This is a genomic window from Rathayibacter sp. VKM Ac-2879, assembly GCF_015351245.1.
Taxonomy (GTDB): Bacteria; Actinomycetota; Actinomycetes; order Actinomycetales; family Microbacteriaceae; genus Rathayibacter.
Genome location: NZ_JADKSO010000002.1, coordinates 188,002 through 206,273, shown reverse-complemented (window position 1 = coordinate 206,273; position 18,272 = coordinate 188,002). Strand labels below are relative to the sequence as shown.

The window sequence follows — 18,272 nt, the reverse complement described above, 5'->3', positions numbered from 1 at the left end:
GCGGATCAGCCGCGCACGGAGCGCGTCACGGTGAACCTGCGGTCGCGCGCGACGATCTCGGTCGCGCCGACCGACCGCCGCAGCTCGCCGGGATGAGTCAGATGCGAGTTGAAGACGGTCCACAGTTCGCCTCCGGGGCGCAGGATCCGCCCGGCCGCGCGCAGCATCCGCCGCGCGACCAGCTCGGTGACGGCGCCGTCCGAGTGGAACGGAGGATTGCAGAGGACGAGGTCGACCGAGCCCGCGTCGAGAGTCGAGGCGTTGTCGTCGCGCAGGGTCGTGACGCGCTCCCCCACTCCGTTCGCGTCGGCGGTCGCGCGGGCGGAGGCGACGGCGACACGGGAGGTGTCGGTCGCGATGACTGCGAGGTCGGGGCGCGCGCGGGCCAGGGCGGCCGCGAGGATCCCGGTGCCGCAACCGAGATCGACGGCGACGCCTCCCGGGACCGCGGCCGTGTCGAGCGCGGCGAGCAGGGCCCGCGTACCCAGGTCGAGCCGAGCGCCAGCGAATGCCCCTGGCAGCGCCACCACCTCGAGGCGCGACTCGGCGAGGAGGCGCCGTTCGGCTCCCGGCGCCGGCGACTGCTCGGCACGCGCCTCGCTTGCGAGCAGAGCCCGCGACTTCTGCCGGGCGAGGCTGACGTCGACCCGGGCATATCGGGCCGCGAGCACCTCGTTCATGCCGAGACTCATGTGTTTGATGCGCCCCGCGGCGACGACCCGCGCGGAGGGAGCCGCGAGCGCGGTCTCGGCCGCGAGCGCCGCGAGGGCGTCGAGGGAGCGCGGGAGGCGCAGAAGGACCGCGGAGGCGTCGCGCACGGCGTCGGCGACCGAGTCCACGATCGAGAAGGGTGCAAGTCCGACTCCGGCGCTGCGCACGGCCTCGGCGTTGAGGGCCAGTGCGCGCTCGGCGGCGATCGAATCCTGCACGACGCGCACCTCGGCGCCCTCGGAGGCGAGCGCGAGGGTGAGCGCGCCGTAGGCGTCACCGATCACTCCGATCCGACCGCGGTCGTTAGCGAGGTCGAGGAGGAGGCGGTCGCTCGCGTCAACCGCGACGAGGTCCGGGGCCTCCACGTCGGGGCGTCGGCGCAAAAGGGCGAGCACGTCCTCGCGCATCGCGCCTCCGATCGTGGCGGGTGACGTCGCATGACTCCACCCGGGCATGAAAAAAGGGCCCAAGAGTGGAGTCTCAGGCCCTTCGCTCCCCGACTTGGACTCGAACCAAGAACCTATCGGTTAACAGCCGATTGCTCTGCCAATTGAGCTATCGAGGATCAGCCGAGCGCCCTGAGGCGAACAGCACTCCGTTACTTTAGCAAAGTCTGCGCGGGAGACAAATCCGCCGCCACCGCCGACGCTCCGCCGCCCTCGTCCCGCTGGCGACGCCCGTGCGGTACGCACCCGACGCCCGTGCGGTACGCGCCGCATGTCAAAGACGGCCTGTCGCGGCGCCGGCTCAATAGCCCGCGTGCGGATCGACGACGCCGAGCAGTCGCACGCCGGAAGCGAAGGCCGCGACGTTCTCGCGCACGCGCTCCGCGAGCAACGGCGCAGTCATCTCGGGCGTGTCAGCGCTGTGCGGAGTGATCAGGCAACGCGGCTCACTCCAGAGAGGGTGCCCCTCGGGGAGCGGCTCCGGGTCGGTCACATCGAGCGCGGCGCCGGCGATGCGCCCCTCGGCCAGCGCCGCACCGAGCGCATCCGTGTCGACCAGGCTCCCGCGCGCAACGTTCACGAGCACCGCATGCCGTGGCAGACGACCCAGCAGAGCCGCGTCGACCATCCGCTCGGTGCCGCCCGTGGCGGCCGCTGCCAGCACGAGCACATCGGCGTCCGCGACCACCTCGGGCAGTCGACCACTCGTCACCGTGCGCTCCGCCCCCTTCACCGGCTCGCCGCCGCGGCGGACGATCGTCACGTGAGCGTCGAACACACTCAGGAGGCGCAGCAGCTCGAGGGCGATCCCGCCCGCTCCCACGATGACCACGCGGGAGCGGTGCAGCGTGACGGCGCGCTTCTCGCCCCACGAGCAGGCGCGGGCGCGCTCGGGCAGCGAGCGCAGAAGCGCGAGAGTGAGGGCGAGGGCATGCTCGGCCACCGGCTCGGCGTAGGCGCCCTTCGCGCTGGTCCAGACCAGATCGCTGCGGGACGTGGCGAGGACGGAGGCGAACACATCGACGCCGGCCCACGGCAGCTGCACCCAGCGCACGCTCGGGTGCGTCCGGAGGATCTCGGCCAGCTCCTCCGTGCGCCCGTACGAGAGCCAGAGGAGCGCGTCGGGCTCCTCGTCGAGACCGACCACGACTCCTCCGCCGGCGTCGACCGCCTCGACGAAGACAGGCTTCGGGCGTGGGAGCACGGCGACTCGCGGCGCGCTCATCCCGTCTCCTCCGCCTCGGCGGCGCGTTGGGCACGAGAGGCGTCGAAGCGCTCATACTCGGCGAACGCAGCGCCGAGCTCGCGCACGTAGGGATGTCGGGAGGTCGTCAGCACCTCGAGCAGCGGGCCGTAGGCGACCACCTCGCCCGAGACCAGGACCGCGATCCGGTCGGTCGCGCGGCTGAGCACGTCGATGTCGTGACTGACGACCACGGCGGCGAACCCCTCCCTCCGACGCAGATCGGCGAGCAGATCGACGATCGATTCGCGCACCGTCGCATCGATTCCCGCGGTCGGCTCGTCGGCGATCAGCACGATCGGGTCCAGCACGAGGGCGCGTGCAATGGCGACGCGCTGCCTCTGCCCGCTCGAGAGCTCGTAGGGGTAGCGGTCGAGTAGGAACAGCGGGAGGTGCACCGCGTCGAGCAGGGTCGCCACCCGCACCGCGGCGCTGCGCGGGTCGTATCGCCGATCGCGGAGGAAGATCGGCTCGGCGATCAGCTCCGACACGGTCAGCTCAGGTCGCAGGGCCGCCCCCGCGTCCTGGGCGAGGAACGCGACATCGAAGGTGAAGCGCTTGACTTCGCGAGAGGGCAAGTGACGGAGGCGGTGCCCCGCGACCGTGGCGTCGCCTCCCGTGATCACGGGGCGGTTCCGGCCGCTCGCCGCGACCAGCCCGTCTCCTCCGAGCACTCGCGCGAGCGTCGACTTGCCCGAACCGCTGCCACCGAGGATCCCGAGCACTTCCCCCGGCTCGACCCGGAGGGAGATCCCCCGCAACGCCGACCACTGACGACTGATGCCGTGCGGCGGGTACTCGACGCTGAGGTCGTCGACGATGACCGCAGCCGCCGCCGAGGCGGTCCGGCTCACGCGCGCGACTCCGCGTCGCTGAGGTGCCGCAACAGCTCCCGCCGCCGGGCCTGCTCGACCGGGTCGGGAACGGGCAGGGAGGCGAGCAGTCGCTGCGTGTAGGGGTGCTGGGGGGCCGCGAGCACCTCGGCGCCCGTTCCCTCCTCGACCAACTCGCCGCGGTACAGCACCGCGATGCGGTCGGCGAGCAGATCGACGACGGCGAGGTCATGGCTGATGAACAGCGAGGCGAAACCGAACTCGCGCTGCAACTCGGCGAACAGCTCCAGGACTCGAGCCTGCACCGACACGTCGAGCGCCGAGGTGGGCTCGTCGGCGATCAACAGCTTCGGTTCGAGGGCGAGCGCCCGGGCGAGGCTTGCCCTCTGGCGCTGGCCACCCGAGAGCTCGTGCGGGTAGCGGTCGCCGTATGAGTGCGGCAGCTGCACCGCCTCGAGAAGCTCGTCGACGCGGCGTCGAGCCGCGCGTGCCTCCGGAAAGCGCCCGTGGACGATCAACGGCTCGGCAACACACTCGGCGATCGTGAGCAGCGGGTTGAAGCTCGACGCCGGATCCTGGAACACGAAGCCGATGTCGCCGCGAACAGGACGGAACGAGCGTTCGCGAATGCCGCGCATCTCCTTGCCCAGCACGCGGAGAGAGCCGCCCGTGACCGGCGTGAGCCCGGCGATGGCCCGGCCGATCGTCGTCTTGCCCGAGCCGCTCTCGCCGACGAGCCCGAGCACCTCCCCCGCCCTGATGCGGAACGAGACGCCGTCGACCGCGAGGAAGCCGGGGCTGCCCAGGCGACCCGGGTACCGGATCGTCAGCGCGTCGGCCTCGACGAGCGTCGCCGACTCGGGCGCCTGCGCTCGCTCGCGCGCACGGTCCTTCGCGCGCTGGACGCCCTGGCCGACGTGCGGGACCGCGGCCAGCAGCTTCTGTGTGTACTCCGCCTGAGGGGCGGCGAAGAGCTCGGCGACGCTCGCCTCCTCGACGAGCTCGCCCTGGTACATGACGGCCACGCGATCGGCGAGGTCGGCGACGACGCCCATGTTGTGCGTGATCAGCACGATCGAGGTGCCGAAGTCGTCGCGGCAGCGGCGGAGGAGGTCGAGGATCTCGGCCTGCACCGTCACGTCGAGCGCCGTGGTCGGCTCGTCGGCGACGATGAGCCCGGGGTCGAGCACGAGGGCCATCGCGATCACGACACGCTGCTTCTGGCCTCCCGAGAACTGGTGCGGGTAGTAGTCCACCCGCTTTTCGGGCTCGGGAATGCCGACGGTGCGGAGGATGTCGATGGCGCGGGCACGCGCCGCCCTCTTCGAGATCGAGCCGTGCGCACGCAGCCCCTCGGCGATCTGCCAGCCGACGGTGAAGACAGGGTTCAACGCCGTCCCCGGTTCTTGGAACACCATCGCCACGTCGGTGCCGCGCAGCTCGCGCAAGCGCGCCTTCGACGCCGAGACCACGTCGGTGGAGGCGCTGCCGTCCTTTGTCGAGAGCAGGACGACCCCCGAGGCAGTCGCCGTCTCGGGCAAGAGGCCCAGGATCGTCTTCGCGGTCACGGTCTTGCCGCTGCCGGACTCGCCGACGATGGCGAGCACCTCGCCGCGCTCGACGCGGAGGCTGACTCCCGCGACCGCCCGCACGGCTCCGCGATCGCTCGCGAAGGCGACCTCGAGGTCGGTGATGTCGACGATCGGACGCGGACTCCCGGCGTCGGTGGGCCGCTGCCGATCGCTCGGGCGCTGCTCGCTCATCGCGTCTTCTCCACTCCGGCGACGGGATCGTGCCCCGGCGTCTCCAGCCCGTCGGCGACGAGCACGCCGCCCGGGACGACCGAGGTCGCGGCGACGTCGCCGGCTCCCGCCGCCACCGCCCGACGACCGCGCAGGCGAGGGTCGGCCAGGTCGTTGAGGCTCTCGCCGACGAGGGTGATGCCCAGCACCGCCAGGACGATGGCGAGGCCCGGGAAGACCGACGTCCACCAGATCCCGCTCGTCACGTCCGAGAGGGCCTTGTTGAGGTCGTAGCCCCACTCGGCGGCCGACGTCGGCTCGATGCCGAAGCCGAGGAAGCCCAGGCCAGCAAGGGTGAGGATCGCCTCCGAGGAGTTGAGCGTGAAGATCAGCGGCAGCGTCCGAGTCGCGTTGCGGAGCACGTGCCGGACCATGATGCGCGGCGTCGACGCTCCGATCACCTTCGCCGATTCGACGAAGGCCTCGCCCTTGATCCGCACGGTCTCGGCGCGGATCACGCGGAAGTACTGCGGGATGTAGACGACGGTGATCGACACCGCCGCCGCGACGATGCCCGCCCAGAGGTCCGACTGACCGCCCGAGATGACGATCGACATCACGATCGCGAGCAGCAGCGTGGGGAAGGCATAGATCGCATCGCAGATGACGACGAGCACCCGATCGAGCCACCCGCCGAGATAGCCCGAGACCAGACCGAGGAACACCCCGAGGAAGATCGACAGGACCACCGCCACGAGGATGACGAGGACTGCGGTCTGCGCGCCCCACAGCGTTCGCGAGAGGACGTCGTACCCGCCGGCCGTCGTGCCGAGCAGGTGCTGCGCGCTCGGCGGCTCTTGCGCCCCGAAGGCGATGTCGCCCGAACGAAGCTGCGCATACCCGTAGGGCGCGATCACCGGGGCGAAGACGGCGACCAGCAGGAACACGCCCGTGATGACGAGACCCGCGACGAGCATCCCCCTTTGGAGCCCCACGCTCTGCCGGAGCTGATGCACGACCGGCAGGCGGTCGACGAGACGGCGCCGCGGGTGCGCCGATGCAGTGCTGCTCATGATCAGTACCTCACTCGCGGGTCGATGAGCGCCGCGATGACGTCGACGATGAAGTTGGTGACGGCGACGATCACGGCCAGCAGCGCCACGATCCCCTGCACGGCGACGAAGTCGCGCGCCTGGAGGTATTGGGCGAGCTGGAAGCCGAGGCCCTTCCACTCGAAGGTCGTCTCGGTCAGGACGGCGCCGCCCAGCAGGAGCGCGATCTGCAAACCGATCACCGTGATGATCGGGATGAGCGCCGGCCGGTAGGCGTGCGTGCGCACCAGACGGAACTCTCCGACTCCCCGCGAGCGCGCTGCGTCGACATAGTCGGTACCGAGGGTGCCTATCACGTTCGTGCGCACCAGGCGGAGGAAGATCCCCGCGGTCAGCAGACCGAGCGCGATCGCCGGCAGCACCGCGTGCGAGAGCACATCGCCGATCGCCGCCGGATCGCCGGTCTGGATCGCGTCGATGAGGTAGATGCCCGTCCTGTTCGGGAGGAACTGCAACGACAGCTCTGTGCTCGTCGAGGCACGTCCCGCCACGGGGAACCACTTGAGCCAGACCGAGAACACGAGCTTCAGCAGCAGGCCCGCGAAGAACACGGGAGTCGCGTAGCAGAGGATCGCGAAGACGCGGAGCACCGCGTCCGGCAGGCGATCGCGGTGATAGGCGGCGAGCATTCCGAGCGGGATGCCGACGATGAACGCCACGATGAGCGCGTAGAACGCGAGCTCGAGCGTCGCGGTGCCGTAGGTGAGCAGCACCTCGGTCACGGGACGGTTGTCGCTCAGCGTGGTGCCGAAGTCGCCGCGGAGGAGACCGCCGAGGTACTCGAGGTACTGCACGATCAGCGGTCGGTCGTACCCGGCTGCGGCGACACGCTCGGCGAGCTGGTCGGCGCTCAAGCGGCCTCCGAGGGCAGCCGTGATCGGGTCGCCCGTCGAGCGCATGAGGAGGAACACCATCGTCACGAGGATGAAGACGGTCGGGATGATGAGCAGGAAGCGGACGAGCAGGTAGCGCCCGAGTCCCCCTCCCGAGCCGCGCGGGCGCCGACCAGGCGCCGTCGCCGCGACCGTCGTGGCTGTCGTCACGTGATGCCTTTCGAGAGGAACGGCCGGCGCCTCCCGTCGAGGAGGCGCCGGCCGCGGCGGGAGTGGGTCAGCTCTTGCTCAGCGCCGCATAGCGGAACTTGAACGAGGCGTCGAGCGTCGATTCGGCCCCGCTCACCGCACTGCCGACGACGGCGACCTGCGAGCCCTGGAGGTAGGGGACGGTCGAGAGCTGCTCGGCCACCTTCTCCTGGATCTGCTCGATGATCGCCGTACGGGCGGACGCGTCGGTCGTGGAGACCTGCTGCGCGATCAGACCCTGCACCTCGGCGTCGTCGAAGTGGTTCGCGAGGAAGTTCTTCTTGACGAAGAACGGCGACAGGTAGTTGTCGGCGTCGGAGTAGTCAGGGAACCACCCGAGCTGGTACGCCGGGTAGACGTCGCTCGAGCGATCCTTCGAGTACTGCACCCACTCGGTCGTCTGCAGGTTGACGGTGAACAGGCCCGACGACTCCAGCTGGTCCTTGATCAGCGCGTACTCGTCGCCCGACGACGGACCGTAGTGGTCGTTCGAGTACTGGAGGTTGAGCGTGATGGGAGTGGTCACTCCCGCCGCCTCGAGGGTGGCCTTGGCCTTCTCGGTGTCCGGCGCGCCGTTGCCGTCGCCGTAGAGCGACTTGAGTGGCTCGACCGCGCCGGTGAGGCCCGCGGGGACGTACGAGTAGAGCGGGGTGTAGGTGCCCTTGTAGACCTGCTTCGCGATCTCGTCACGGTTGATCAGGTCGGCCACCGCCTGGCGCACGGCGAGCGCTTTGCCCGCGTCCGCCTCCGCGGTCGTCGCGCCGTACGGCTGGGTGTCGAAGTTGAAGACGATGTAGCGGATCTCGCCTCCGGGACCGTCGACCACCTTCACCTTGTCGTTACCGCGCAGATCCTCGATGTCGGTCGCCGAGAGGCTGCGGAACGCGACGTCGATGTTCCCCTCCTGGATGTCCAGCTTGAGGTTCGAGGAGTCGGCGTAGTACTTGACATTGACGGTGCCGGTCTTGGCCGGGCCGAGCAGACCCTTGTAGTCCGGATACGCCTTGTACTGGATGAGGTTGTTGAGGTCGTAGTTCGTGATCGTGTACTGGCCCGCGAAGGCGTCGGCCGAGACGATATCGGAGTCGGGCGTGAGCGCGTCCGCCGAGAAGGCCTCTTCGTCCACGATGGGACCGGCCGGGCTCGAGAGCACCTGCGGGAACGTCTGGTCGTTCTCGGACTTGAGGGTGAAGACGACCGTGACGTCGTCGGGGGCCGCGACGCTGTCGAGGTTGGCGAGGAGGGAGGACGGCCCGTTCACGTCCGCGATCTTCAGCTGGCGGTCGAACGAGAACTTCACGTCGGAGGAGGTGAGGGCGTGGCCGTTGGCCCACTTCAGTCCCTCCTTCAGCTTCACCGTGTAGTCGGTCGGCGAAGTGAAGGAGGCCGACTCGGCGATGTCGGGCTCGACGTCGGGGCTGCCGTAGGGGGTGTTCATCAGGAACGGGAACACCTGGTTCATCACGGCGAAGGAGCCGTTGTCGTACGAGCCGGCGGGGTCGAGAGTCGTGATCTTGTCGGTGGTGCCGATGGTCAGGACCCCTCCGGCGCTGCCGCCGGACGAGCCGCCGGCGGCGCACCCCGTGAGCACGAGCGCGACCGCGGCGAAGCCTGCCGCTGCGGCAAGTGCGCGGGTCCCGCGAGTGGATGCGGATGTCATCTCCGTGTGCCTCTTCCTGTCAGGGATCGGTATGCGGGCGAGGCGCGCGGACTCCCGGCACTCACGTGACGGGGGCGTCACGGCACTGGACGCCCGCATTGCTGTTCCTCAGTGGTAACACAGTTGTGAGCGCTCTCCGAACCCGAGTGGGGGGTACGGTCGATTTCTTCACATGACCGCAACACGTCCCCCAGAGCGCCGTCGACCGCGCTAGTCGACCCGCAGCGCGCGCTTCTCCCGCTCGAGTTCGACCAGCCTCACCTGCACCGCCCGGGCCATCACGGGGTCGGCGGAGGCGCGCTGCAAGGCTCCGTGCAGCTCCGCGATCTCACGGAGCAGATCACGCTCGATCAGCGAGATCGCGACATCCCGCGCGTAGCGAGTGAGTCCTTCCTCGTCCGCCGCCGGGATCGGCGCGACGGCGAGCTGGCGGACGAGCGAGGCGAAGGGAGCCGGCACCCCGTCGGCGACGCGCTCCACCCAGTCACGGTCCTCCGCGTGCTCGAGGGTGACGACGACGGCATCGCGCACCACCCGCAGCGTCTCGTTGGTGACGGCCGCGTGCGCGGCCCGCGCGAGCAGCTCCGAACCCATCGCCTGGGGCAGCTGGAGCATCGCCATCAGCGCTTCGCGTTCGATGCGGGTGACGACATCGCGCGGCAGGTCGGCCAGGCGGGTGCCGGGCGCGGCCTCGGCGTCGTCCCGAGCGGGCTGCTCGCGCGGGTCGGAGGCGCGCGAGCGCGATCCCGCCGCGCGCACCGCCGAGGTCACCTCGCCCATGTCGAGCCCGAGCATCCGTGCCAGCTCGCGGGAGTAGCCGGGGCGCAGCGCGGGGTCGCGGATCTCGGCGACCACGGGCGCGGCCGCGCGCAGGGCAGCGATGCGCCCCTCCACCGTCTCGAGGTCATAGCGTCCGAGGAGCTGGCGGATGACGAACTCGAACATCGGCTTCTTGTCGTCGATCAGCCGGCGGACGGCGTCGTCGCCCCGGTTGAGTCGCAGGTCGCACGGGTCGAGTCCCTCCGGCGCGACGGCGACGAAGGTCTGCGCGGCGAAGCGGTGCTCCTCCTGGAACGCGCGCATCGCCGCCTTCTGTCCGGCTGCGTCGGGGTCGAAGGTGAACACGACCTCGCCCACTCCGCTGTCGTCGCCGAGCACGCGCCTGAGCACTTTGATGTGGTCGACGCCGAAGGAGGTGCCGCACGTGGCGACCGCGGTGGTCACGCCCGCGAGGTGGCAGGCCATGACGTCGGTGTAGCCCTCCACGACGACCACGCGGTGCCCTCGGGAGATGTCGCGCTTGGCGAGGTCGAGCCCATAGAGCACGTGCGACTTGTGATAGACCGGCGTCTCGGGGGTGTTGAGGTACTTCGGGCCCTTGTCGTCCTCGAGGAGGCGTCGCGCGCCGAAGCCGACCGTCTGGCCCGTGACGTCGCGGATCGGCCAGACGAGCCGGCCGCGAAAGCGGTCGTAGACGCCGCCGCGGTTGTTGCTGCTGACCAGGCCCGCCGCCGCGAGCTCCTCCTCCGAGAAGCCGCGGCGCTTGAGCGCCGCCGTCAGCCCGTCCCACCCTTCGGGGGCGAAGCCGACGCCGAAGCGGTCGGCCGCCGCCCGGTCGAAGCCTCGCTCGCCGAGGAAACGCCGTCCGATGTCGGCTCCGGGAGTCGCGAGCTGCTCGCGGAAGTACTCCTCCGCCGCGCCGTTGGCGGCGAGGAGGCGCGCACGGCCGCCCGTCTCGGGAGCGCGACCGTCGCCGTCCTCGTACTGCAGCGGGTAGCCGATGCGGGCGGCGAGGCGCTCGACCGTCTCGCTGAACGAGGTGTGATCCATCCTCATGATGAAGCTGTAGACGTCGCCCGACTCTTGGCAGCCGAAGCAGTGGTAGAAACCGGCCTGCGGGCGCACGTGGAACGACGGGCTACGTTCGTCGTGGAACGGGCAGAGGCCCTTGAGCGAGCCGACTCCGGCCGACTTGAGGGTGACGTACTCGCCGATCACGTCGCCGATGTTGACGCGGGCTTTGACCTCTTCGACATCCTGTTGTCGAATCCGCGGCATGCTCCCTATCGTATCTGCCGCCCCGTCACGACGGCCGTCGGGACGCCGATTGCCTGCCGCGCGACTCCGGCCGGTCACCCCGGCACACGCGACCCGCCAGACGACCCCGCGACTCAGGGAGCAGAGTCGGCAGCTACGACAGCCGCTCGAACCACGCGAGCGCGCTCTGGTCGGTGAGGTTCGCGACCTGGTCGACGATGACGCGGCGGCGCGCCGTGTCGGAGGCGGCGGCGTGCCAGTCCTCGGCGAAGCCCGGCTCGAGCGCGCCCGGCCCGCGCTCGAGCAGGACGTCGGCGAGACTGGTCAGCACCTCGCGCTGCTGGGCGTAGATGGGCTGGCGTGTGTTGCGGGACATCACGAAGGTCGCCACGATGCCCTTCAGCACGGCGATCTCGGCCTGCTGCTCGCGCGGCACCACGACGTGGCCGCCGAAACGCACGAGATCGGGATGCGCGTAGGCTCCGCGCGTCGCCTCCGTCGCCGCCCCCGCGAAGCGACCGATGAGCTGGCTGGTGAGGTTTTTCAAGCGGGCCTGGTCGCGACGCGAGCCATCCCAGGAGGAGACCCAGACGTCGAGCGAGTCGAGCCGGTCGAATGCGGCGACCAGCTCGTCGTGCGAGACCTCTCCGCCGACCCACGAGTGCATCGAGGTGACGAGCTCGTCGTGGTCGGCGCGCGAGCCGAGCGCCTCCACGTCGATGTAGCCCGAGAACACGGCGTCCTCGAAGTCGTGGACCGAGTACGCGATGTCGTCTGAGAGGTCCATCACCTCGGCCTCGATGCAGCGCACGCCCTCGGGAGCGCCGTCGCGCATCCACCGGAAGGCCGCCTCGTCGTCGGCGTAGAACCCGAACTTGGCGCGACCGGAGGGATCGGCGATGGATCGCGTGTCGGGCCAGGGGTACTTGCAGCTCGCGTCGAGGCTGGCACGCGTGAGGTTGAGGCCGTAGGGGCGCTCCTGGGCGTCGAACACCTTCGGCTCGAGCCGGGTGAGCAGGCGGAAGGTCTGCGCGTTGCCCTCGAAGCCGCCGATCCCCTCGGCCCAGGCGTTGAGGGCCCGCTCGCCGTTGTGCCCGAACGGAGGATGCCCGATGTCGTGCGCCAGGCAGGCGGTGTCCACGACGTCGGGGTCGAGGTCGAGGCTCGTCGCGAGCTCGCGGCCGATCTGCGCGACCTCGAGCGAGTGCGTCAGTCGGTTGCGCGCGAAGTCGACTCCGGCCGTGGGGCTGAGCACCTGGGTCTTCGCCGCCAGGCGCCGTAGGGCGCTGGAGTGGAAGAGCCGGGCTCGGTCGCGGGCGAAGTCGGAGCGGCGGGTCGAGTGGTCCTCCGGCAGGAAGCGCTCGATGTCGACGAGCGAGTACCCCCAGAGCGCACGGTCATCCACCGCTGTTGTGGATCTCGGCGGCCGACACGGCGTCGCGCTCCGCCCCGTCGAGCTCTCGGGACTCGAGCCAGCGGTCGGGCAGGGCGGGGACCTTGGGCGAGCCGGCGCGCCCGCGCTGGCCCTCGGCCGCCTCGCCAGGGTAGGGCTGCGCTCCGTCGAGGGTGGCGAGCAGCTCGTCGAGCTGGGCGAGCGACTCGACGGTCGCGAGGCGTGCGCGCAGATCGCCTCCGACGGCGTAGCCCTTGAAGTACCACGCGACGTGCTTGCGGATGTCGCGACAGCCCCGCTCCTCGCTCTCGAAGAAGTCGACCAGGAGCTCGGCGTGTCGGCGGAACGCCTGGGCGACCTGACCGAGCGTGGGGCGGAAGCGCTCGTCGGAGCCTGCGAACGCGGCGGCGAGATCGCCGAAGAGCCAGGGACGCCCGAGGCAGCCCCGGCCGACCACGACGCCGTCGCAGCCCGTCTCGGCCATCATCCGCAGCGCGTCCTCGGCCGACCAGATGTCGCCGTTGCCCAGCACCGGCACCTCGGCGATCGTCTCTTTGAGGCGTGCGATCGCCGACCAGTCGGCGTGGCCGCTGTAGAACTCGGAGGCGGTGCGCGCGTGCAGCGCGATCGAGGCGACTCCCGCGCCCTCGGCCGCCCGCGCGGCCTCGAGATAGGTGAGGTGGTCGGGGTCGATGCCCTTGCGCATCTTGACGGTCAGCGGCACGTCTCCGGCCGCCTGCACCGCGCCCTCGACGATCTGGCGGAACAGCGGCAGCTTCCACGGCAGCGCCGCTCCCCCGCCCTTGCGGGTGACCTTGGGCACCGGGCAGCCGAAGTTGAGGTCGATGTGATCGGCGCGGTCTTCCGCGACGAGCATCGTGACCGCCTCGGCGACCGTGCGCGGGTCGACTCCGTAGAGCTGGATGGAGCGCACCGTCTCGCTCGGGTGGTGGCGGATCAGCCGCATCGACTCGGGGGTGCGTTCGACGAGCGCCCGCGAGGTGATCATCTCGCTCACATACAGGCCGTTGCCGAACTCGCGGCAGAGGCGGCGGAACGCCGTATTGGTGATGCCCGCCATCGGGGCAAGCACCACCGGCGCGTCGAGTTCGAGAGGACCGATCCGGAGCGCCGGCGCGGTGCGCGCGGGAGGAGTGGCCGTAAGGATGGAGGACATCGGTATCGATTCTCCCAGATCCTGTGTGGGGGAAGGCGGACTGACGAGGAGAGAGGTGGAGGGATGCACGGGATCGAGCCTGTGGAGGAAGGTCTGGAGCGGTTCGCCGCGGAGGCGCTGGCCCGAGGGCTGGACGTCGAGGTGGTCGAGCGGCCCGAGGCGGGAAGCCTCCAGGAGGCCGCGGAGCTGCTCGGGGTCGAGCACGGCGAACTCGTCAAGTCGCTCGTGGTCGCACGACACGGCGGAGGATTCCTGTTCGCGCTGGTGCCTGGCGGCCGTCAGATCGCCTGGCCGAAGCTGCGAGCCGTGGTGGGGGTCAACAGGCTGCGTCTTCCCGACGAGACCGCGGCGTTCGACGCCACCGGGTACCGCCGCGGCACGATCACCCCGATCGGCTCCACGACCGCCTGGCCGGTCTACGCCGACGAGCGGATCCTCGGCCGCCGTATCGCGATGGGCGCGGGCGCCGCGGGCCGGAGCGCCTTCGTCGACGCCGACGCGCTGGTCGCCGCCTACGGGGCGACCGTCGCGAACATCACCGTCGAAGAGTCCCCGCGCTGACCGGCGACGATCGCTGCCGCCTCGGAGGCCGGCCCCTCGCCGCGGTCAGGCATCGCGCACACCCCCTCTGCGCACACCGGCACATCGGAGGCGCCGAGCATCTCGAAGGGACCGCTCACGCGACGGCCGACCGCTCCGCGAGCACATGCTCGAGCACCTCGGTGAACGCGGCCGGCTCCTGGGCACCCGAGACGCCGAAGCGCCCGTCGAAGACGAAGAACGGCACGCCCGAGATGCCGTACTCGCGCGCCTGTGCGAGATCGGCGTGCACATCGTGGAGGTGGCGCTGCTCGTCGAGCGCTCGTCGCATCTCCTCGGCGTCGAGCCCCACCTCACCCGCGAGGGCGGCGAGCACTCCCCGATCCGCAAGATCGCGCCCCTCGATGAAATACGCGCTCAGCAGCCGCTCCACGAGCTCGAGCTGACGCCCGTTCGCCTTCGCATGGTGCAACGCCTGATGCGCCGTGACGGTCTTGACGTGCCGCACCGACTCGAAGTGGTAATCGAGACCGACGCTCGCCGCGACCGCGGTGACGGAGTCGAGCATCTGCTGCGCGTGCGCCTCCGGGACTCCCTTGTGCTCGGCGAGGAACGCCGCCTCGCCCCCGCGGTAGTCCTCCGGCGTGTCGGGCGAGAGCTCGAAGCTGCGGTACTCGATCTCGACCGTCGGCGCCTCCGGATGCGCGGCTAGGAACGCCTCCAGCCCGCGCTCGAAACTGCGCTTGCCGATGTAGCACCAGGGACACGCGATGTCCGACCAGATATCGACCGAGAGAGGAGTCTGCGCAACGTTCACTCCCAGCACAACCGTGCGACGCGACGCCTATTCCCGCAGCACCCGGACGAGCTCGTCGACGTCCGACTGGTCGTTCCAGAGATGGAAGGCGATGCGCAGCCGGCCGCCCCGCCCCGACACCCGCAGCCCCGCGGCCTGGAGGCGGTGAAGGTCGGTCTCGTCCTCGTCCGGCCACGAGACGATCGTGCGATGCTGCGGCTCCCGGTCGAGCCGCTCGCACAGCGCGTCGCCGAGGGCGGAGGCGTGCGCCCAGACCGCGGCGATGTCGAGCGACCGGAACAGCTCGAGCGACGCCTCCGCGCCGACGAAGGCCTGCCACGCGGGCGACACGTCGAAACGCCGCGCACTCTCGGCCAGATGCATCGCGGGGCCGTAGCACGACGACCACACATCCTCGCCCGAGTACCAGCCCGCTTGAACGGGCACGAGCTCGGCGGCGTAGTCGGGAGAGACGGTGAGGAAAGCGACTCCGCGCGGCGAGCACAGCCACTTGTAGGCGTGGGTGAGCGTCGCGTCGAAGCGGGAGGCATCGACGGGCAGGACCCCCGCGGCCTGGGTGAGGTCGCACGCCGTCCGCACGCCGTGACTTGCGGCGGACTCGATGACCGCGTCGAGATCGGCCAACTCGCCGCTGCTCGACTGCACGGCGGAGAACACCACGAGGTCGTCGGAGGCGGCGACCGAGTCGGCCAGCGCCGCCAGCGGGACCGAGCGCACTAGCACGCCCCGGTGAGCCTGCGCGAGGAAGGGGAACACGATCGACGAGAAGTCGCCGTCCACGCAGAGCACGCGGGCGCCGTCGGGCAGGGAGGCGGCGAGCACCGCCGCCATCGCCGAGGTCTGCGAGCCGATCGCGACCTGGGCAGCCGGCACTCCGACGATGTCGGCGAAGGCGGCACGCGCGCGCTCGGCGACGTCTCCGTAGCCCGCCGCCGTGTTCTCGCCCGCCGACCACCCGTCGAGGTCGGCGCGCAACGCGGAGACCGTCTCGCGGGGCGGCAGGCCGAGAGTGCAGGCGTTGTGGTAGCCGGACGCGCCGGCGAACCGCGCACGCAGTCCGGCAGGGTCCCAGGATGCGGAGCTCATCCTTCGAGGATGACCCCCGCCGCTCCGATCGCCAAGCTGCGCGCGCCCTCGGGCGCGTCGGTACGGAGCGGAGGCGCGGAGGCGGCCGCGCGCACTCGCGCGGTCAGCCCGACGCGCCGGGAACGTCGACGGCCCCTCCGAAGCGGCGCGACCGGCCGGAGTAGCGTTCGATCGCCTCCCACAGATCGGTGCGGCTGAAGTCGGGCCAGAGCCGATCGAGGAACACCATCTCGGCGTAGGCGCTCTGCCAGAGCAGGAAGTTGCTCGTGCGCTGCTCGCCGGAGGAGCGGACGAAGAGATCGACGTCGGGCAGATCGGGGACGTAGAGCGCCCGGGCGATCGTCTTCTCTGTGATGCCCGAGGGTGTGAGCCGACCCGCCGCGACCTCTGCCGCGAGCCGCCGCACGGCATCCGCGATCTCGGTGCGGCCTCCGTAGTTGACGCACATCGTCAGGGTGAGGACATCGTTCTCGGCGGTCATCCGCTCGGCGAACTGCAGCTCGTTGATCACCGACGCCCACAGCCGAGGCCTGCGACCGGCCCAGCGGACGCGCACGCCCCACTCGTTGAGCTGGTCGCGCCGACGGTGCAGGACGTCGCGGTTGAAGCCCATCAGGAAACGCACCTCCTCGGGGGAACGCTTCCAGTTCTCGGTCGAGAACGCGTAGACGCTGAGGTGCGTCACGCCGATCTGGATGGCCCCGGCCACGACGTCGAGCAGCGCCGCCTCGCCGCGCTTGTGCCCCTCGATGCGGGTGAGGCCGCGGGAGTTGGCCCATCGGCCGTTGCCGTCCATGACGATCGCGACGTGCGCCGGCACCGCCTTGCGCGGGATCTCGGGCGGGTGGATCCCGGTCCAGTCGAGGGGACGGTACGGCTCGGCGTCTTTGTGGGTGAAGGGCTTCATCGGGTGACGTGCTCCAGAGATCTCAGTCCGCGTTCGAGGTGCCACTGCGTGTACGCGGCCACCACGCCACTCGCGCGCGAGCGCGTCGAGGGCTCGGTCGATTCGGCGTGCGTCCAGTCTCCCGTGAGCAGCGCTCCCAACAGCACCACGACCTCCGACGCGACCCGCGGCGCACCGGGAGGAGTGCACTCGGCGCACACCACGCCTCCGAGCTGCACGACGACCGCGCCGTGCGGGCCGGTCGCGCCGCATCGCGCGCAGTCGTCGAAGCTCGGCGCCCAGCCAGCGATCGAGAGCGCCCTGAGGAGGTAGGAGTCGAGGGTGAGCACCGGCTCGTGCTCACGCCGCGCGAGCGAACGCAGGGCTCCCACGAGGAGGAGGTACTGCTGCAGCGATGCATCGGCATCGGTCAGACGGTCGGCCGTCTCGACCATGGCGCTCGCGGCGGTGTAGCTGTCGTAGTCGGCCGCGATGAGCGCCCCGTAGGCGCCGATCGACTCGGCCTGGGTGACGATGTCGAGACTCCTGCCCTCGTAGAGCTGGAGGTCGGCGACCATGAACGGCTCGAGACGCGAACCGAACTTGGACCCCGTCTTGCGGACGCCCTTGGCCACCGCGCGGATCTTGCCGTGCTGTCGCGACAGCAGAGTGACGATGCGGTCGGCTTCGCCCAGCTTGTGCGTGCGGAGCACGACGGCTTCGTCACGATAGGTGGGCATGAGGCGATTATCCTCCCGACCACCGACATCGAGCTGGCGGCGCGAGGTGCCGCTGCGCGGATCCGGACCGCGCGGCATGGAACGATGTTCCGGTGGCAGACTCCGTCTTCGCGATCCCGGCCTGGGCCGATCTGCTCGCGATCGCCATCGGCTGCCTCCAGGGCGCGATGTTCGCGGGCGAGTTCCGCGATAGGAGGATCGACCTCCTCGGCGTGACCATCATCGGCACGGCGACGGGCCTCGGCGGCGGCGTGCTGCGCGACCTGCTCCTGCAGACACCGCTCGTCGCCCTCCACACCAATGCGTACCTGCTGGTGGCAGTCGCCGCGTCCCTGCTCGGGATGCTGCTCCAGCACATCCTCAACCGTGTCGACGGCACCATCACGGCCCTCGACGCCCTGACGCTCGGCCTCTTCGGCGCGATCGGAACGACCAAGGCGCTCTCGCTCGGTGTCCCGGAAGTGCCTGCCGTGTTCGTGGGGACCGTGTCGGCGGTCGGCGGCTCGGTCGTGCGTGACATCCTCCTCAACCGGCCGATCGCGCTCATGCACGTCGGCTCGCTCTACGCGATCGCCGCCTCGGGAGGCACGGTCGTGCTGGTCGTGACGCTGCGGCTCGGGATGGTGATCGATGTCGCCGCTCCCCTCGCGGTCCTGGTCACGACCGCGATCCGCCTCCTCGCCGTGCGATACGGCTGGAGCCTCCCGGAGCAGCGCGCCCTCAGCGGAGTTCCGCGTCTGCGCTGGCGGCGCCGGATCTGAGGCCGC

General features: G+C 70.6%; 16 protein-coding genes and 1 tRNA gene. 2 read left to right on the top strand and 15 right to left on the bottom strand.

Translation table 11 applies throughout. The features are described from left to right. Positions 1-5 precede the first annotated feature (5 nt). The 11 genes from ITJ45_RS05930 to dusB all read right to left on the bottom strand — a co-directional run bounded on the left by ITJ45_RS05930 (position 6) and on the right by dusB (position 13,436). The gene (locus ITJ45_RS05930) at positions 6-1,166 is read right to left on the bottom strand and encodes a class I SAM-dependent methyltransferase (RefSeq protein WP_323742923.1); all 1,161 of its coding nucleotides are present in this window, start codon (positions 1,164-1,166) and stop codon (positions 6-8) included. Positions 1,167-1,203: 37 nt separating this feature from the next. After that, positions 1,204-1,276: transfer RNA gene (locus ITJ45_RS05925), tRNA-Asn, on the bottom strand. 182 nt (positions 1,277-1,458) lie between these two features. Next, on the bottom strand, positions 1,459-2,382 hold the full coding sequence (locus ITJ45_RS05920; RefSeq protein ID WP_194608656.1) for a D-isomer specific 2-hydroxyacid dehydrogenase family protein: 924 nt from the start codon (positions 2,380-2,382) through the stop codon (positions 1,459-1,461). Then, complete coding sequence (locus tag ITJ45_RS05915) at positions 2,379-3,254, bottom strand: ATP-binding cassette domain-containing protein (protein WP_194608658.1); 876 nt, start codon at positions 3,252-3,254, stop codon at positions 2,379-2,381. The genes ITJ45_RS05920 and ITJ45_RS05915 overlap by 4 nt, the downstream gene beginning before the upstream one ends. After that, positions 3,251-4,996: a dipeptide ABC transporter ATP-binding protein gene (locus tag ITJ45_RS05910; protein WP_194608660.1), complete on the bottom strand. Its 1,746-nt coding sequence runs from the start codon at positions 4,994-4,996 to the stop codon at positions 3,251-3,253. The genes ITJ45_RS05915 and ITJ45_RS05910 overlap by 4 nt, the downstream gene beginning before the upstream one ends. Continuing rightward, the gene (locus tag ITJ45_RS05905) at positions 4,993-6,048 is read right to left on the bottom strand and encodes an ABC transporter permease (RefSeq protein WP_194608663.1); all 1,056 of its coding nucleotides are present in this window, start codon (positions 6,046-6,048) and stop codon (positions 4,993-4,995) included. Before ITJ45_RS05905 ends, ITJ45_RS05910 begins: the two co-directional genes overlap by 4 nt. 2 nt (positions 6,049-6,050) lie before the next feature. Continuing rightward, positions 6,051-7,130 carry an ABC transporter permease gene (locus ITJ45_RS05900; protein WP_194608665.1) on the bottom strand — a complete coding sequence of 360 codons (1,080 nt, stop codon included), beginning with the start codon at positions 7,128-7,130 and terminating at the stop codon, positions 6,051-6,053. Between the two features lie 67 nt (positions 7,131-7,197). After that, positions 7,198-8,829: an ABC transporter substrate-binding protein gene (locus ITJ45_RS05895; protein ID WP_194608667.1), complete on the bottom strand. Its 1,632-nt coding sequence runs from the start codon at positions 8,827-8,829 to the stop codon at positions 7,198-7,200. Between the two features lie 210 nt (positions 8,830-9,039). Then, the gene (dnaG, locus tag ITJ45_RS05890) at positions 9,040-10,887 is read right to left on the bottom strand and encodes a DNA primase (protein ID WP_194608669.1); all 1,848 of its coding nucleotides are present in this window, start codon (positions 10,885-10,887) and stop codon (positions 9,040-9,042) included. A gap of 133 nt (positions 10,888-11,020) precedes the next feature. Beyond that, positions 11,021-12,271, bottom strand: coding sequence for a deoxyguanosinetriphosphate triphosphohydrolase (locus tag ITJ45_RS05885; protein WP_194608671.1), 1,251 nt, complete (start codon positions 12,269-12,271; stop codon positions 11,021-11,023). Continuing rightward, positions 12,264-13,436 (bottom strand): tRNA dihydrouridine synthase DusB, encoded by a 1,173-nt coding sequence (gene dusB / locus ITJ45_RS05880; RefSeq protein WP_194608673.1) that lies wholly within the window; start codon positions 13,434-13,436, stop codon positions 12,264-12,266. Before dusB ends, ITJ45_RS05885 begins: the two co-directional genes overlap by 8 nt. A gap of 63 nt (positions 13,437-13,499) precedes the next feature. On the opposite strand from dusB, the gene ITJ45_RS05875 reads away from it, so the two are divergent. Next, positions 13,500-13,997, top strand: coding sequence for an aminoacyl-tRNA deacylase (locus ITJ45_RS05875; RefSeq protein ID WP_194608674.1), 498 nt, complete (start codon positions 13,500-13,502; stop codon positions 13,995-13,997). A 115-nt stretch (positions 13,998-14,112) separates the two neighbouring features. Here ITJ45_RS05875 and ITJ45_RS05870 read toward each other — a convergent pair whose 3' ends face one another. The 4 genes from ITJ45_RS05870 to recO all read right to left on the bottom strand — a co-directional run bounded on the left by ITJ45_RS05870 (position 14,113) and on the right by recO (position 17,505). Then, the gene (locus ITJ45_RS05870; RefSeq protein WP_194608676.1) at positions 14,113-14,793 is read right to left on the bottom strand and encodes a DsbA family oxidoreductase; all 681 of its coding nucleotides are present in this window, start codon (positions 14,791-14,793) and stop codon (positions 14,113-14,115) included. 27 nt (positions 14,794-14,820) lie between these two features. Continuing rightward, positions 14,821-15,879 carry an aminotransferase class V-fold PLP-dependent enzyme gene (locus ITJ45_RS05865; protein WP_194608678.1) on the bottom strand — a complete coding sequence of 353 codons (1,059 nt, stop codon included), beginning with the start codon at positions 15,877-15,879 and terminating at the stop codon, positions 14,821-14,823. A gap of 103 nt (positions 15,880-15,982) precedes the next feature. Next, positions 15,983-16,786 (bottom strand): isoprenyl transferase, encoded by an 804-nt coding sequence (locus ITJ45_RS05860; RefSeq protein WP_194608680.1) that lies wholly within the window; start codon positions 16,784-16,786, stop codon positions 15,983-15,985. Next, positions 16,783-17,505, bottom strand: coding sequence for a DNA repair protein RecO (gene recO / locus ITJ45_RS05855; RefSeq protein ID WP_194608682.1), 723 nt, complete (start codon positions 17,503-17,505; stop codon positions 16,783-16,785). Before recO ends, ITJ45_RS05860 begins: the two co-directional genes overlap by 4 nt. A 92-nt stretch (positions 17,506-17,597) precedes the next feature. Here recO and ITJ45_RS05850 point away from each other — a divergent pair, with 92 nt between their 5' ends. Continuing rightward, positions 17,598-18,266 (top strand): trimeric intracellular cation channel family protein, encoded by a 669-nt coding sequence (locus tag ITJ45_RS05850; RefSeq protein ID WP_194608684.1) that lies wholly within the window; start codon positions 17,598-17,600, stop codon positions 18,264-18,266. Positions 18,267-18,272: the final 6 nt, after the last annotated feature.

Excerpts from the sequence above, each read along its gene's own strand:
- ITJ45_RS05860 (WP_194608680.1), bottom strand. The coding sequence starts at position 16,786 with ATGAAGCCCTTCACCCACAAAGACGCCGAGCCGTACCGTCCCCTCGAC.
- ITJ45_RS05875 (WP_194608674.1), top strand. The coding sequence starts at position 13,500 with ATGCACGGGATCGAGCCTGTGGAGGAAGGTCTGGAGCGGTTCGCCGCG.
- ITJ45_RS05930 (WP_323742923.1), bottom strand. The coding sequence starts at position 1,166 with ATGCCCGGGTGGAGTCATGCGACGTCACCCGCCACGATCGGAGGCGCG.
- dusB (WP_194608673.1), bottom strand. The coding sequence starts at position 13,436 with ATGTCCTCCATCCTTACGGCCACTCCTCCCGCGCGCACCGCGCCGGCG.
- ITJ45_RS05895 (WP_194608667.1), bottom strand. The coding sequence starts at position 8,829 with ATGACATCCGCATCCACTCGCGGGACCCGCGCACTTGCCGCAGCGGCA.
- ITJ45_RS05865 (WP_194608678.1), bottom strand. The coding sequence starts at position 15,879 with ATGAGCTCCGCATCCTGGGACCCTGCCGGACTGCGTGCGCGGTTCGCC.
- ITJ45_RS05920 (WP_194608656.1), bottom strand. The coding sequence starts at position 2,382 with ATGAGCGCGCCGCGAGTCGCCGTGCTCCCACGCCCGAAGCCTGTCTTC.
- recO (WP_194608682.1), bottom strand. The coding sequence starts at position 17,505 with ATGCCCACCTATCGTGACGAAGCCGTCGTGCTCCGCACGCACAAGCTG.
- dnaG (WP_194608669.1), bottom strand. The coding sequence starts at position 10,887 with ATGCCGCGGATTCGACAACAGGATGTCGAAGAGGTCAAAGCCCGCGTC.
- ITJ45_RS05910 (WP_194608660.1), bottom strand. The coding sequence starts at position 4,996 with ATGAGCGAGCAGCGCCCGAGCGATCGGCAGCGGCCCACCGACGCCGGG.
- ITJ45_RS05905 (WP_194608663.1), bottom strand. The coding sequence starts at position 6,048 with ATGAGCAGCACTGCATCGGCGCACCCGCGGCGCCGTCTCGTCGACCGC.